The following is a 14,509-nucleotide window of genomic DNA, read 5'->3' as shown; positions in this document are numbered from 1 at the left end:
AAGTGAGTAATAACGGAAAAGTGTGGGTTATGATTGGTGTTTTAATGGTGATAATCGGAGTTGTATTTCAAATTATCTTCTCGATTGTGTCAGAAAAACAAATCAATCAACTCGTAACAAATTGTGAAAATGATGGGGGAGAAGCTATTGTTGAAAAAGGTGGCTTCATCATTACAACATCATATGAATTTAAATGTAATAAATAAATTTAAGGGCTGTGCACAAAGCACAGCCCTATTAATATTCTTTTCGTTTGATTAATGAGCACGCTCAGCTTTTAATGCTTCGTATTGAGCTTGATCGAATTCTTTTTCAGATTTTGATATTACAACTGTAGCAAGACCATTTCCGATTAAGTTTGTTACAGCACGAGCCTCAGACATGAAGCGGTCAACCCCAATTAATAATGCGATACCTTCAACAGGAATCATAGGGAAGGCAGCTAAAGTTGCAGCTAACGTAATGAAACCTGAACCTGTTACCCCTGCAGCCCCTTTAGAAGTAATCATTAAGATTCCTAGAAGCGTTAAAATTTGAATCCAAGTTAAATCAACACCGTATGCTTGTGCAATGAAAAGAGCTGCCATTGATAAATAGATTGCTGTACCATCAAGGTTGAATGAATACCCAGTTGGAACCACTAAACCAACCGTTTGTTTAGAACATCCGAAACGTTCTAATTTACGCATTAAAGATGGTAATGCAGATTCAGAAGAAGAAGTACCAACTACTAAAAAGATTTCTTCTTTTATATAAGAGATAAATTTAAAGATATTTACACGATAATAAGCAGCGATTGAACCTAAGACAAATACGATAAATAAGAACATAGTAATGTATACAGCACCCATTAATTGACCAAGGTTACCTAAAGTGCTCAAACCAAAGTTTCCAATTGTGTAAGCCATCGCACCAAAGGCACCAATTGGAGAGAATTTCATAACCATTCCTACAATTCTGAAAAAGATTTCAGAAACTTGTTCAAAGAAAGAAATGACTGGTCTAGATTTTTCACCAAGTGCTGCTGCAGCCATACCAAATAATACCGCTGCAAATAAAGTTGGTAATAATTCACCATTTGCAAGAGCACCTACAAAGTTATCAGGAATAATACTTCCTATGAATGCTCCAATACCGTGTTCCGTTTCAGAAGCAGCAGTTGTATATTTAGATACATCTGCGTCACCTGCTGCTGATGTATCGATACCATCACCTGCATTTACTATTAGAGCTACCCCAATACCAATTGCTAATGCGATTGTTGATACAATCTCGAAGTATAATAATGCTTTACCACCAATTTTACCGACTTTTTTCATATCTCCCATACCGCCAATACCGATTACGACTGTTAAGAAGATAATAGGAGCAATTAACATTTTAATTAATTTAATAAATAGATCTGCTAAAACTTTTAAACCTGCTCCAAATTCTGGCCAAATAGCCCCAACAATAATACCTAAAACAATTGCGAAAATAACTTGGAAAGTTAGATTTTTTACTAGTTTCATATTCTCACATCCTCCATTTATTTAAAGTAAGCAATTTATGATATCGCTTTCACTTGAAAACTATCATAACGGAAAATTTTCTGAAATTGCTGTTTAGTTTTTAAAGAATATATCGTTCATTTTGTTCATTTTCTTGTGATTTATATTGAAAATCCAATAATACCAACGTTTAACCTGTTATATTACTGTTCTATTATTAGGTTAAGTTGTTGTAGTACAAAATTAAAAAGAGCTACCTATTTTCATAGATAACTCTTTTTTGTTCGTTTTGTTCATTATTTGATAATTTGTTCTTTTTTTAGTTCCTCTAAAAATTCATTTAAATAGTTTTCATTATACTGTTTTCTATAAACTTCGTATATTGGTTGAATCTTCGCTTTCCATTGCTTTCTATCTGAATCTTGTAATTTGTAAATTTTAACATCCTTCATTTGCATTAAACTGTTTAATTCTTTTTCATTCATCTGTTGAGCTTGCTCAAATTGCCAATCTTGAATTTCTTCTAAAGACTGTAGAATAATCGCTTTAATATCTTCATCTAAATTATTCCAAAAATCTTCATTCATCATTACAGCATAGCAAAGTATTCCATGATTTGAGAGGGTAATATGGTTTTCCATCGTATAAAAACGTTTTGAATAAATATTTGAGATTGTATTTTCTTGGGCATCAACTTGCTTGTTTTGTAGATCATAATAAACATTACCAAAGGAAGTTGGAATTGGTTCTGCTCCTAGAAGTAGAAATTGCTGTTTCAAAATATTACTCGGCATCATACGAACTCTTTTTTCATAAAAATCCTCAACTTTGAAAATTGGGGAAGTCGAAGCAATTTGTTTAAAACCATTATTCCAAAATGTCAGACCTTTAATATTAATGCTGTTTAGTTCTTGTAATAATTTTTTGCTTAATGGACCGGTTAAGACAGTTTTTAATTCTTCATTATTATCAATAATAAAAGGTAAATCAAGAACTTGCCAATTAGGTAGTAAATCGGTCATTTTAGAGAAAGTTGGGGCAATCATTTGAATTTCATTTTCTCGAAGGGCTTCGATTTCCGTTTCATCATTGTAAAGCATTCCGTTTGGATAAATTTTAACAATTACACGGCCTTCGCTCTTTTCTTCAACCAACTGAGCAAATTTTTCAGCAGCCATCCCTTTTGGCGTATTTTCTGCCACAACATGACTAAAGTTAATAATAATTTGGTCATCTAAACCATGCTGTTCGTCATCATAGGGTAAAGTATTATATGAGAAAATATTTTGACGATATCCAAATAATGCGATTAATATTAGGATGATAATAACGGAACCAGATAAAAAATATTTCATAACATATTCACCATTTTATTTTTATTTTTTATTATAAACAAAAAATGATAATAGACACAGATTTTATAAAGGAGGGGTTACATGTACAAACGAAAATTATCTATGAATGGGAAAATTATGTTGTTAACGTTTTTCATTATTGCCTTATCCTTTATAATAGCTGGAACATTTGTTATTGGCAGTGTATTAAAAAAACAAGAGGAAAATATAGGTTATGAAGCAATGTTAGTTGCTCGTACAGTTGCTAACTTACCAGAAGTGAGGAGTGGTTTAGGAAATGACGACTTTACAATTGGATCAACAAAAATTAATGAAATCGTTGAAGAAATACGTTTTATTAATCGAGCAGATTACATTGTTATAATGAATATGGAACGGAAAAAATTTTCACATCCATCCAAAAAGGAAATAGGAAAAATAAGCAAATCATCTGATTTGGATGCTGCATTTGCAGAACATTATTACATATCAAAAGCTAAAGGGGATAAAGGAACAACAATACGGGCTTTTGTACCAATAATGGATGAAAAGAATGTTCAAATTGGTGTCGCATTAGTAGGGTTTAAATTACCATCTTTTACAAAATTTATTTTGCAATTTCAAAAGGAACTATTAATTACAATTGCATTGACGATTGTATTTAGTATTTGGGGAGCCCTGACGTTAGGTAGACATATAAAAAAACAAATGTTTGGCCTAGAACCAGAAGAAATCTCGAGACTTTATGTAGAAAGATCAGAAACCTTCAATGCAATGCATGATGGTATTATTGCAGTTGATAAAGATTTAATTATTACCGTTTTTAATCAAAAAGCGAGCGAAATTTTAGGTGTATCTGGAAATCCGTCTGAAAAGATTGGTAGAAATATTTATGAGGTTTTACCAGATACAAGATTACCTGAAATCTTCTTTTCAGGAAAACCTGTTTTTGACCAAGAAATCCTCGTTAATGAACACAGCATTTTAAGTAATCGTGTTCCGATTCTAGTAAATGGTGAGAAAGTGGGAGCAGTAGCTGTTTTCAAGGATTTAACTACAGTTAAACAACTTGCCGAGGAATTAACGGGTGTAAAAGCATTTGTACAAGCTTTGCGAGTTCAAACACATGAATACAAGAACAAACTACATACCATTGCAGGATTACTTCATCTTGGACATACAAAACAAGCATTAGAATACCTATCCCAAGTAAAAGAGGAACATGATAACGTTACAAAATTTTTAAATGAACGAATTTATAACGAAAATATTTCGGGATTATTATTAAGTAAAATTAGTAGAGGGAAAGAACTAGGGATAACGGTAAATATCGATAAAGAAAGCAGATTTACTAAGTTCCCAGAAAAACTAGACCACCACGATTTTGTTATACTTTTTGGGAATCTTATAGAGAATGCCTTCGATTCCTTAGTTCAGGTTGATAAAGAGGATAAGGAAATAACTATCTCTATCGATGATAACGATGGGGTATTAGCGATTTTAGTAAGTGATAATGGTACAGGAATGTCTGATGATGTAAAAGAAAAAATATTTGAGAAATGGTTCTCAACAAAATCGAAAGAAAATCGAGGAATTGGTTTATTCTTAGTAAATGAAATTGTAAATAAAGGGAACGGAACAATAGAAGTCATTAGTGAATTAAACAAGGGGACAACATTTTTAATTACATTTGAATTATAGAGAGGAGGGGACGTCATGATAAAAGTTTTATTAGTTGAAGACGATCCTATGGTGAGAGAAGTGAATCGACAGTTTATTGAACGAGTTGAAGATTTTCAAGTGATTGCAATGGGTAATAATGGCGTTGATGGATATAACAAAATTATTGAGTTAAAACCAGATCTAGTCATAATGGATATTTTTATGCCGGAACAAGATGGATTAGTAACTCTACGTAAAATACGAACAAATAACTTACCTGTCGATGTCATCACAGTAACTGCAGCTAATGATATGCAAACAATTCATCAGATTTTACATTTAGGTGTGTATGATTACATAATGAAGCCTTTCACTTTTGAAAGAATGCAACAGACACTTTTAAACTATAAAAATTTTAAACGACTAGCAAATGGTGCACAGGATGTAACTCAAAAAGAATTAGATGAGATGATTCATCCTTATCGTGAAGTAGAAGAAAACAACGAAAATGATATAAATATAAGAATGGAATTACCAAAGGGTTTTAACCGTTCTACACTAAATAAAGTTTTAACTTATATCAAAGATTCAAAAGAAGGAGCATCTGCCGATGATGTTGCGGCTGCAATTGGCGTTGCGCGGGTAACTGCAAGAAGATATTTAGATTTCCTTGAAAAACAGAATTTTATTAAAGTTGATGTTCATTATGGCGGTGTTGGACGTCCAATAAATCATTATTTTGTTTAAATATGTTTTCTAACATTTACACCTGTATAAAGCGGGTGTATTTTTTATTTTTTAGAAACAAATTCTTCATAATAAGTTGCGCAGAACGATTCGTACATTTATTAGCCTATTTGCATATGATAGATTTTAGAACAACCTACGTTTAAGTTGCAAGAAAGGAGATTAGTATGCGTCCATCCAGTTTTAATAATATACCGCGTGGTCAAAATTTCCCTCCATTCCCTAGAAACGTACCAGGACCTATGCCACGTGGTCCGATGCCAAACTTTGGGTATCGACCACCAGGAGCTTTTCAACCAGGAATGATGCCGCCACCAGGATTTCAACCTAGACCTCAACCTGGTTTTCAGCAAGCATTACAACAAGGACTACAGCAAGCACCTACCCAAACTCCGAAATTGGACTCATTTATGAATACAGCGAATAAATGGTTAGCTACAGCACAAAGCTTTCAACCTCTAATACAACAAGCTACACCGATGCTTCAAAATTTACCGGCTTTGTGGAAATTATACAAAGGATTTCAATCTTCACCCAAAAATGAGGAACAAGAATTTGTTGATGATGAACTAGATGATGAATATTATGATGAAGAATTCGAAGATGAACCAATCGTTGAACCTGAAAGACCAAAAAGAAGACGAGAAAAATCTGCTAGAAGGGTGCGTTCTGAACAACGTGCTGAACAAATAGAACAAAAACCTAGGTCAAAATCAAGGCCAAAACCAAAGCCAATCACTTCCCAACCATCCATGCCACGAATATTCCAACCTCCTTACCATTTTGATTAGAAAAGTAGAATGATGTTTTGTATTAAACGTGTCACTCCGTTATAATATGTCTATGTAACAACAAAAGGAGTTGGCATGATGCAAGTCATTAAAATAAATCCACGAGGCTACTGCTATGGTGTTGTCGATGCCATGGTCATTGCACGGAATGCCTCATTAGATAAAACATTACCAAGACCAATCTATATATTAGGTATGATCGTTCATAATAAACATGTAACCGATGCTTTTGAAAAAGAAGGTATTATTACATTAGATGGTGAGAATCGCAGAGAAATTATTGAACAAGTTGAACAGGGGACGGTTATTTTTACGGCTCACGGTGTTTCTCCAGAAATTCGAGAAATTGCTAAAAAGAAAGGTCTTGTTGCAATTGACGCAACTTGTCCTGACGTAACGGTAACCCACGACTTGATTAGTGAAAAGTCTGCAAAAGGCTATGATATTATCTACATTGGTAAAAAAGGGCATCCTGAACCTGAAGGAGCTATCGGAGTTGCACCTGACCATGTTCACTTAGTTCAAAATGCAGATGACGTTAATAAGCTAGATTTAAAGAATGATAAATTATTAGTTACAAATCAAACAACGATGAGTCAATGGGATGTAAAACATCTAATGGATATGCTAAAAGAGAAATTCACACACATTGAAGTTCATGAAGAAATCTGCCAAGCAACACAAGTACGTCAAGAAGCCGTTGCCGAACAAGCTGGTAAAGCGGATTTATTGATTGTAGTAGGCGACCCACGCTCTAACAATTCAAATCGATTAACACAAGTATCAGAGGAGATTGCAGGTACGCCATCATATCGAATTGCTGATATTTCCGAGCTGAAAATTGAATGGTTAAAAGGAATAAATACAATTGCTGTTACGGCTGGTGCTTCTACGCCAACACCAATTGTGAAGGAAGTCATTACGTTTTTAGAAAAATTTAATCCTGAAGATCCTGCTACCCATGAAATTAATCGTACCGTTACATTAGATAAGATTTTACCAAAAATTAAAGAGCCAAAACCTGTTGAAAAAATATTACCAAACTAAAAACTGTTAAACGACCAGGATAGATTTTATCCTGGTTTTTTACTTTGTTGGGTTAAATAAAAATTTTTAAATTGTAAATGCATCGTTTTGTGAATTTTCTAAAACCCTTGATATAGGTGGAGTTATACAGGTGTTTTGTTGTGCTTTATATTTCCATAATGGTACAATATGAAACATATTAGGAGGTACGAAAAATGTCGAAGTATTCGGATTATGATTTTAAGCCATTTTTGAGAGAAGCAATTGAGAAACTTGGCTTTATAGAACCAACACCAATTCAAAAGGAAATGATTCCATTAATTTTGAAGGGTAAAAGTGCGATTGGACAAGCACATACGGGCACAGGAAAAACACATAGTTTTTTATTACCAATTGTGCAAAGAATCGTAGAAGAAAAACAAGAAGTGCAAGCAGTAATCACGTCACCAACTCGTGAATTAGCGCAACAAATTTTTGATGCGTTAAATCAACTTATTGAAGAAACTTCTATTCAAGCTAAATTATTTATTGGTGGTACAGATAAACAACGTGCAATTGACAAGTTAAAAACGCAACCACAAATTGTAGTTGGTACGCCAGGACGAATTCGTGATTTAGTGAAAGAAGGCGCATTATTAGTTCACACTGCTTCCATTTTAGTAGTTGATGAAGCTGATTTAGCTTTTGATATGGGATTTATTGAAGATATTGATGGATTTGCATCGGTTATGCCAGAAACATTAGAAATGTACGTGTTCTCGGCAACAATTCCAGTTAAATTACAACCATTCTTAAAAAAATATATGGAATCACCAATCCATATTCAAATGAACGATAAACGACCTGTAGCAGAAAACATTGAGTTTGTATTAGTACCAGTACGTTCAAAATCACGTAATAAACGATTACTTGATGTAATTGAAGGGATTAATCCATACTTAGCTGTTATTTTCTGTAACACGAGAAAAAATGCAGAGTCTGTTGCAGCATATTTAGCAGAACAAGGTATTCGTGCAGGACAAATTCATGGCGACTTAAGCCCACGTGATCGTAAAAAAATGATGAAACAAATTCGTGATTTAGAATTCCAATATATTGTTGCGACAGATTTAGCTGCACGTGGAATTGATATTCAAGGAATTTCTCATGTCATTAACTATGAAATACCAGAAGACCTGGAATTTTTCGTTCACCGTGTAGGACGTACTGCCCGTGCAGGAAATAAAGGTGTAGCAATAACATTATTTGAACCAGAAGACGAAGATGCAATTGTTCGTATTGAAAAAATGGGCATTCCTTTTGAACAAAAAGATGTAAAAAAAGGTGAATGGATTGAACTAAAAGAACGTCATGCGCGTAAAAATCGAGTAAAACATGAAAATGAAATTGATAAAATCGCTAAAATCCGAGTTCATAAACCTAAAAAAGTTAAACCAGGCTATAAACGTGCAATGAAATGGGAAATGGAAAAAATTAAGAAGAAAGAACGTAAAAAACGTAATCGTATGAAGTAATAGGAGGAAATGAGAATGTTGATTGGTTCACACGTTTCGATGAGTGGGAAAGATATGCTTCTTGGATCAAGTAAAGAAGCTGCTTCTTACGGTGCATCTACTTTTATGATCTATACTGGTGCACCTCAAAACACTCGCCGTAAACCAATAGAAGAATTAAACATAGAAGCTGGCCTTACTCATATGAAAGAAAATGGCTTATCAAATATTGTTGTTCATGCACCTTATATTATCAATATTGCAAATACAACAAAACCAGAAACTTTCGCATTAGGTGTAGATTTTTTACAGAAAGAAATCGAACGTACAGCCGCAATCGGTGCAACTCAAATCGTTCTACATCCAGGTGCACATGTTGGCGCAGGAGTGGAAGCAGGAATTGCCAAAATTATTGAAGGATTGAATGAAGTGTTAGCAACAGAACACCCAGTACAAATTGCTTTAGAAACGATGGCAGGAAAAGGCTCTGAAATAGGGAGAACTTTTGAAGAACTTGCTCAAATTATAGACGGTGTTACACATAATGAACGTCTTTCTGTTTGTTTTGATACATGTCATACCCACGATGCTGGCTATGATATTGTGAACGATTTTGATGGTGTATTAGAGCAATTCGATAAAATTATTGGATTAGACCGAATAAAAGTGGTTCACGTAAACGATAGTAAAAACGTTTGTGGGGCAGGAAAAGATCGACATGAAAATATCGGCTTTGGTCATATCGGATTTGAAGCTCTACACAATATTGTTCACCACGAAGTGTTTAAAGATATACCAAAAATTTTAGAAACACCATGGGTTGGATCGGATGCAAAAAATAAAAAAGCACCATATAAATACGAAATCGAAATGCTACGAACTGGAAATTATAAACCAGAAGAAATTGAAAGCTTAAATGATTAATAAAAAATGCACTGAGCACAATAAGCTTAGTGCATTTTTTTATTGTAGGAGGTATAGATGAAAAAGAGCATTATAATACTTTGCTTATTACTTCTTTTGACCGTACCTAGTAACATTACTCTTGCAAAATTAAACTTGGAACCTGTTGTTCAAAATCAATTAGGCAATAGCGATATTAGTGTTTCAGTTCGGGATGTAGTAACTGGTGAAATTCTATATGAAAAAAATGGAGAAGTAGCGATGAAACCTGCATCCACATTAAAGTTGCTTACTGCAGCAGCAGCCTTAGATATTCTCGGTTCAAATTATCGTTTTCACACGAAACTTTATATTGATGGAGAAATGAAAGGTAAGATGTTAGAAGGGGATATTTACATTAAAGGTGAAGGGGATCCAACCTTACAAAAACACAACTTCGAAGCCTTTGCAGACGCATTAAAACATTATGGAATTGAAAGTGTAACAGGAAATCTTTATGGCGATGACACAGTTTTTTCGGGTTCACAATTAACGCCTGGTGTTGCAACTTCAGATGAAAGCTATTATTATGCAGCGCGGACAACTGCGTTAACGATGTCACCGGATAATGATTTTGATGCTGGATCAATTATTATTCATGTGACACCTTCTGCAATTGGAAAAGCGCCCATTATACAAGCAGATCCAAGTTTAAGTGGAATGAATCTTATTAATCAAGCTAAAACGGTAGTAGCAGGTGAAGAAACGACCATCGAGATTGAAAGGCAATATCGAACTGATACAATTGTCGTCACTGGTAATATTCCTTTAGGAAAACCATTTAAAGATTGGGTCACTTTATATGATCCAACTATAAATACACTATATGCTATAAAAGAAACTTTTGAGGAAAAGGGAATAACCTTTACTTCACAAAATGTAATAAAAAGGGGAAAGGTACCAATTGATGCACAATTGATTTATGCTAAACATTCAGTTCCATTAAAAAACTTAATTGTTCCATTTTTAAAACTTAGTAATAACAGTATTGCAGATATTTTAGTGAAAACAATAGGAAAAGAAACCTATGGGAAAGGAAGAACGGATTACGGAGTAAAGGCTCTTAATGCATATGGTACTGCCATGGGGCTTAACATGGAGCGTTGGTATTTAGAAGATGGTTCTGGCATTTCTCATGAAAATAGAGTTACGGCTAATGAACTTTCACACTTACTAGTAAAAGTAAAAGATGAACCAAGTTTTAAAATTTTCTACGATAGCTTACCAGTAGGAGGTAGTAAGGACCGTTTAATAGGTGGTTCTTTAAGAAAACGATTTCTGACTGAACCCTATAAAAATCATGTAGTTGCAAAAACGGGTAGTATTTCGGGCGTTTATACATTAGCAGGGTATGTAAAAGCAAACAGTGGGAAAACCTACGCATTTACAATTATGACGCAAAATCAATCTACTCCTGCACTAAACTCGATTGATGAAGTTGTAAAAACTATTATTGCTAAGTACTGATACCTAAAGGATGTTGAATAAACTATCTTTTAGGTCTTTTTCTGTGAAAATAAATAATCCCTTCGGTCTTTGAATATTATTGATCAGATATGTTTATTCTTAAATTGACCGAAAAAAGCCAATAAGAAAGCAGAGCTACCTGTTGTGGGGTAACTTTGTATAAAACTTTTTGGTTTTGGTTAACCTATATTATTTGGGGTTCTTTATAAGCCTCCTTGTTTAACAACATGGAGTATATAACCCGAAGCATTCGATGTGAGATCGCAACGAGTGCTTTTTTCTTTCCTCTTCGTGCAGCGAGTGACCAATATTTGTTTGCTAGCCATCGGTTTCGACTTCTTGAAACAGCCCACGCTGCTTCACACATAGCTGATTTAATATGAGGATTTCCTTTCACAGTACGTGTACTCTTTCTTTTACCAGCACTTTCGTGATTACCCGGTGAAACGCCTGCCCATGATGCAAGATGTTGAGATGTCGGGAACTGTCCCATGTCTACTCCGATTTCTGCAATAATTACTGCGGCAGTATCTTTACTTATTCCCGGTATTGTGATTAACAATTGTAGTTCTTCTTGATAATTTTGTAGTAATTGATCTACACGTTCATCGATTTCTGAAATCAAGGTTTCTAAATATTGAATGTGTTGCCAGGATTGACGAATGAGAAAGATTTGATGCTCATTAATTGTGCCAAATAATGAATCGGTAATCCTTTGCTTTTTCGGAGCCAACTTCCCATGAATGTCTTTTTCTACATCATCTTCATCAACATAACCTTGTTCGATTAATCGATTCAATAGTCTCCGTCCCGAAACGCCAAATACATCAGAAATAACAGTACTTAGTTTTACATTTGAACTTTCTAATACCTTTTGAATTCGATTTTTTTCGGAAGTTAAATGACCAATCCACTTCTTACGAAGTCTTGTTAAATCCCTAAGTTCACGAATGTTTACAGGTGGTACAAAGCTTTTCTCAATTAAACCATGTCGTAGCAACTTCGCAATCCATTCTGCATCTGAAACATCTGTTTTTCTTCCAGGTACATTTTTAATTCGTTGAGCATTCGCTAATGTAATGTCAAAGAAATCTTCTAAGATATTAAAAACAGGTTTCCAATACACGCCCGTACTTTCCATTGCAATGTGTGTAACCTCATGAGTCTCTAACCATTTTAATAATCGAAACAAATCTTTTGTGAGTGTTGGAAATGTTTCAGTCTCCGTATACAATTCGTCCTCACGAGTTCCTTTAATAACACAAGCTACAATCGTTTCAGAATGTACATCTAAACCTGCACACTTCTCAATAAATACTTCCATTAAATCACTCCAAATTAAAATGATCACAAACAGTGAGTGAATTTGAAGATAAGCATTTTTCTGTACGTAGTCATCCTACTATCAAGTGGAGCTAACAAAGGGTTGAACACCAAATTCACTCAAACAGTTTTTTATACAGGGTCAAAGCCACCAAAAAAGACCACGTCTTACATCTGTTTGTGTCATTACCATTATGAACCGAAGGTACTTATTTTCATGCTTGGGTTGGGTGTAAAAAACTCATGAAGGTTTTTTATGCAAATTTTTGTAAAAGAGATTTATAATCTATCAACTATGGTAATATTATGCTATAAAAATTATTGGAATCTTCTTATAAAAAAGATGAAATTTCAAATTTTTTAACCCTGTCATATTAAATAAATAGGAGGTTGCTATGAAAAAGAGACTTACCATGTACATGCTTATATTTGCACTCTTACTAAGCAACTTAGTTTTTGCAAATAATGCACAAGCTGCAAGTAGTTTAGATGCTACAGTTCAAAGTACTTTAGGAAACTCAAACATTAGTGTTACTTTACGATCATTGGAATCAGGAAAAGTATTATATGAAAGAAACGGAGATATTAGTCGAAAGCCTGCATCCACAATGAAACTATTAACTGCATCAGCAGCACTAGATACATTGGGCCCAGATTACCGGTTTAAAACAGAACTTTACATAGATGGTGAAGTAAATAATAACGTATTAAATGGTAATTTATACATAAAAGGTGGGGGCGACCCAACTTTAAATAAAAAAGACTTCTCGACTTTTGCCGTTACACTTAAACGTCATGGAATTCGAACAATTAATGGTAATATTTATGGAGACGACACACTATTTTCAGGGTCTCAGCTTTCACCTGGTGTAGTAGCTGAAGATGAAACCTATTATTATGGAGCTCGGACATCAGCATTAACCATGTCACCGAATGACGATTATGACTCTGGTACGATCATCGTAAATGTGAAAGCATCGAGTGTAGGCCGTGCGCCAGTTGTATCTGCAGAGCCTAATTTAAGTGGAATGCAAGTTGTAAATAAGGCGAAAACGGTTGGGAAAGGTCAAAAAAATACAGTGAAAATCGTACGGAAATATCGTACAAATCAAATCGTTATTACTGGTAGTCTACCTGTTGGAAGTTCTGCAAAAGACTGGGTATCGTTACAAGACGCAACGATCAATACATTGCATTCAATTAAAATTGCACTTGAGAGTTCGGGTTTAAAATTTTCAAAGAGAAGTAATGTAATGAGAAAAGTAGTTCCAGAAAATGCGACATTACTTTATACAAAATCGTCTATTCCATTAAAAACTTTAATGAATCCATTCTTAAAGCTAAGTAATAACAGTATTGCAGATATTTTAGTGAAAACAATGGGACATGAAGTATACGGAAAAGGCCATATCCATTATGGATTGAAAGTATTAAATGACTATGGAAATACACTTGGTTTAAATATGGGGAATTGGAATTTTGAAGACGGCTCGGGGATGTCCCATAAAAACCGTATTTCTACCAATGAGTTAACATCTTTATTACTAAAAGTACGCGATGAACAAAATTACAATATATTTTATAATGCATTACCAGTAGGGGGACAAAAAGAACGCTTAGTTGGAGGCTCTCTAAAAAAACGTTTTACTCAAGCACCTTACATAAGTAAAGTACATGCAAAAACAGGAAGCATTACAGGAGTTTATACACTAGCAGGCTATATTACTGCTAAAAGCGGTCGTACATTTGCCTTTGCAATTATGACTCAAAATCAATCATCAAGTAAAATAAGTAATATTGATACAGTTGTAAAGAAAATCTATCAACTGTATTAAAAAGAATTGAGGTTTACCATTTTAGGTAAACCTCAACTTTGTTTATATAAATCATAATATTGTAGAAGTTTTTTTAATTTTTTCTTTCCGATTATTTTTTCAACTTCTTTTAAAAAGGATTTTGGGATACCTGTAAAAACCCAAGTAATATTTGCTTTATTTACTAATGGACGTAATTTAACTACCTCTTCAATGGTTAAATCCACATCATATTGCCGTGCAAACTTTACAATCTCCCTATCTGACATCGATAAAAAAGCTTCAATTAATTCGAATTGCTTCACATTTTCATCCTTTCAAAATAAGCAAAATTCAAGAAAGCCAAAAATTTCAAGTTACTATACTTTACTTTTAATTTATAATCAACTATACTATCAAAATGTAAATCGTAATGATTAT

General features: G+C 34.0%; 13 protein-coding genes. 9 read left to right on the top strand and 4 right to left on the bottom strand.

Annotation, left to right across the window (positions count from 1 at the left end):
• Positions 1–2 precede the first annotated feature (2 nt).
• The gene (locus NKR20_RS11245) at positions 3–206 is read left to right on the top strand and encodes a hypothetical protein (protein WP_121213306.1); all 204 of its coding nucleotides are present in this window, start codon (positions 3–5) and stop codon (positions 204–206) included.
• 51 nt (positions 207–257) lie between these two features.
• On the opposite strand, the gene NKR20_RS11240 is transcribed toward NKR20_RS11245, so the two are convergent.
• Positions 258–1,511 carry a dicarboxylate/amino acid:cation symporter gene (locus NKR20_RS11240; RefSeq protein WP_121213305.1) on the bottom strand — a complete coding sequence of 418 codons (1,254 nt, stop codon included), beginning with the start codon at positions 1,509–1,511 and terminating at the stop codon, positions 258–260.
• A gap of 275 nt (positions 1,512–1,786) precedes the next feature.
• The gene (locus tag NKR20_RS11235; protein WP_121213304.1) at positions 1,787–2,845 is read right to left on the bottom strand and encodes a DctP family TRAP transporter solute-binding subunit; all 1,059 of its coding nucleotides are present in this window, start codon (positions 2,843–2,845) and stop codon (positions 1,787–1,789) included.
• Between the two features lie 81 nt (positions 2,846–2,926).
• On the opposite strand from NKR20_RS11235, the gene NKR20_RS11230 reads away from it, so the two are divergent.
• From NKR20_RS11230 to dacB (NKR20_RS11200), 7 genes are all read left to right on the top strand, one after another.
• Entirely contained in the window at positions 2,927–4,525 is a 1,599-nt protein-coding gene (locus NKR20_RS11230; protein ID WP_121213303.1) for an ATP-binding protein, read from the top strand.
• Positions 4,526–4,540: 15 nt separating this feature from the next.
• Entirely contained in the window at positions 4,541–5,233 is a 693-nt protein-coding gene (locus tag NKR20_RS11225; RefSeq protein WP_121213302.1) for a response regulator, read from the top strand.
• A gap of 167 nt (positions 5,234–5,400) precedes the next feature.
• Positions 5,401–6,024 (top strand): VrrA/YqfQ family protein, encoded by a 624-nt coding sequence (gene vrrA / locus NKR20_RS11220; protein WP_121213301.1) that lies wholly within the window; start codon positions 5,401–5,403, stop codon positions 6,022–6,024.
• A gap of 78 nt (positions 6,025–6,102) precedes the next feature.
• Positions 6,103–7,071 carry a 4-hydroxy-3-methylbut-2-enyl diphosphate reductase gene (locus tag NKR20_RS11215; RefSeq protein ID WP_121213300.1) on the top strand — a complete coding sequence of 323 codons (969 nt, stop codon included), beginning with the start codon at positions 6,103–6,105 and terminating at the stop codon, positions 7,069–7,071.
• 194 nt (positions 7,072–7,265) lie between these two features.
• Positions 7,266–8,564, top strand: coding sequence for a DEAD/DEAH box helicase (locus tag NKR20_RS11210; protein ID WP_121213299.1), 1,299 nt, complete (start codon positions 7,266–7,268; stop codon positions 8,562–8,564).
• 15 nt (positions 8,565–8,579) lie between these two features.
• On the top strand, positions 8,580–9,467 hold the full coding sequence (locus tag NKR20_RS11205; protein ID WP_121213298.1) for a deoxyribonuclease IV: 888 nt from the start codon (positions 8,580–8,582) through the stop codon (positions 9,465–9,467).
• 57 nt (positions 9,468–9,524) lie between these two features.
• Positions 9,525–10,952, top strand: coding sequence for a D-alanyl-D-alanine carboxypeptidase/D-alanyl-D-alanine endopeptidase (gene dacB, locus NKR20_RS11200; protein ID WP_121213297.1), 1,428 nt, complete (start codon positions 9,525–9,527; stop codon positions 10,950–10,952).
• Positions 10,953–11,136: 184 nt separating this feature from the next.
• Here the strand turns inward: dacB (NKR20_RS11200) and NKR20_RS11195 are convergent, their stop codons facing one another.
• On the bottom strand, positions 11,137–12,276 hold the full coding sequence (locus NKR20_RS11195) for an IS110 family RNA-guided transposase (RefSeq protein WP_253428089.1): 1,140 nt from the start codon (positions 12,274–12,276) through the stop codon (positions 11,137–11,139).
• Positions 12,277–12,670: 394 nt separating this feature from the next.
• Between NKR20_RS11195 and dacB (NKR20_RS11190) the strand changes: the two genes are divergently transcribed.
• Positions 12,671–14,110: a D-alanyl-D-alanine carboxypeptidase/D-alanyl-D-alanine endopeptidase gene (gene dacB / locus NKR20_RS11190; RefSeq protein ID WP_253426698.1), complete on the top strand. Its 1,440-nt coding sequence runs from the start codon at positions 12,671–12,673 to the stop codon at positions 14,108–14,110.
• Between the two features lie 32 nt (positions 14,111–14,142).
• Here dacB (NKR20_RS11190) and NKR20_RS11185 read toward each other — a convergent pair whose 3' ends face one another.
• Complete coding sequence (locus tag NKR20_RS11185) at positions 14,143–14,394, bottom strand: DUF2624 family protein (RefSeq protein WP_121213296.1); 252 nt, start codon at positions 14,392–14,394, stop codon at positions 14,143–14,145.
• Positions 14,395–14,509 lie beyond the last annotated feature (115 nt).

This window comes from Ureibacillus endophyticus (assembly GCF_024159215.1).
Lineage (GTDB): Bacteria > Bacillota > Bacilli > Bacillales_A > Planococcaceae > Ureibacillus > Ureibacillus endophyticus.
This window is presented reverse-complemented; position numbering and strand designations above follow the sequence as displayed.

Coding starts and splice junctions, on each gene's coding strand:
- NKR20_RS11210 (WP_121213299.1), top strand. CDS start 7,266: ATGTCGAAGTATTCGGATTATGATTTTAAGCCATTTTTGAGAGAAGCA.
- NKR20_RS11235 (WP_121213304.1), bottom strand. CDS start 2,845: ATGAAATATTTTTTATCTGGTTCCGTTATTATCATCCTAATATTAATC.
- dacB (WP_121213297.1), top strand. CDS start 9,525: ATGAAAAAGAGCATTATAATACTTTGCTTATTACTTCTTTTGACCGTA.
- NKR20_RS11195 (WP_253428089.1), bottom strand. CDS start 12,276: ATGGAAGTATTTATTGAGAAGTGTGCAGGTTTAGATGTACATTCTGAA.
- NKR20_RS11205 (WP_121213298.1), top strand. CDS start 8,580: ATGTTGATTGGTTCACACGTTTCGATGAGTGGGAAAGATATGCTTCTT.
- NKR20_RS11240 (WP_121213305.1), bottom strand. CDS start 1,511: ATGAAACTAGTAAAAAATCTAACTTTCCAAGTTATTTTCGCAATTGTT.
- vrrA (WP_121213301.1), top strand. CDS start 5,401: ATGCGTCCATCCAGTTTTAATAATATACCGCGTGGTCAAAATTTCCCT.
- NKR20_RS11225 (WP_121213302.1), top strand. CDS start 4,541: ATGATAAAAGTTTTATTAGTTGAAGACGATCCTATGGTGAGAGAAGTG.
- NKR20_RS11215 (WP_121213300.1), top strand. CDS start 6,103: ATGCAAGTCATTAAAATAAATCCACGAGGCTACTGCTATGGTGTTGTC.
- NKR20_RS11230 (WP_121213303.1), top strand. CDS start 2,927: ATGTACAAACGAAAATTATCTATGAATGGGAAAATTATGTTGTTAACG.
- dacB (WP_253426698.1), top strand. CDS start 12,671: ATGAAAAAGAGACTTACCATGTACATGCTTATATTTGCACTCTTACTA.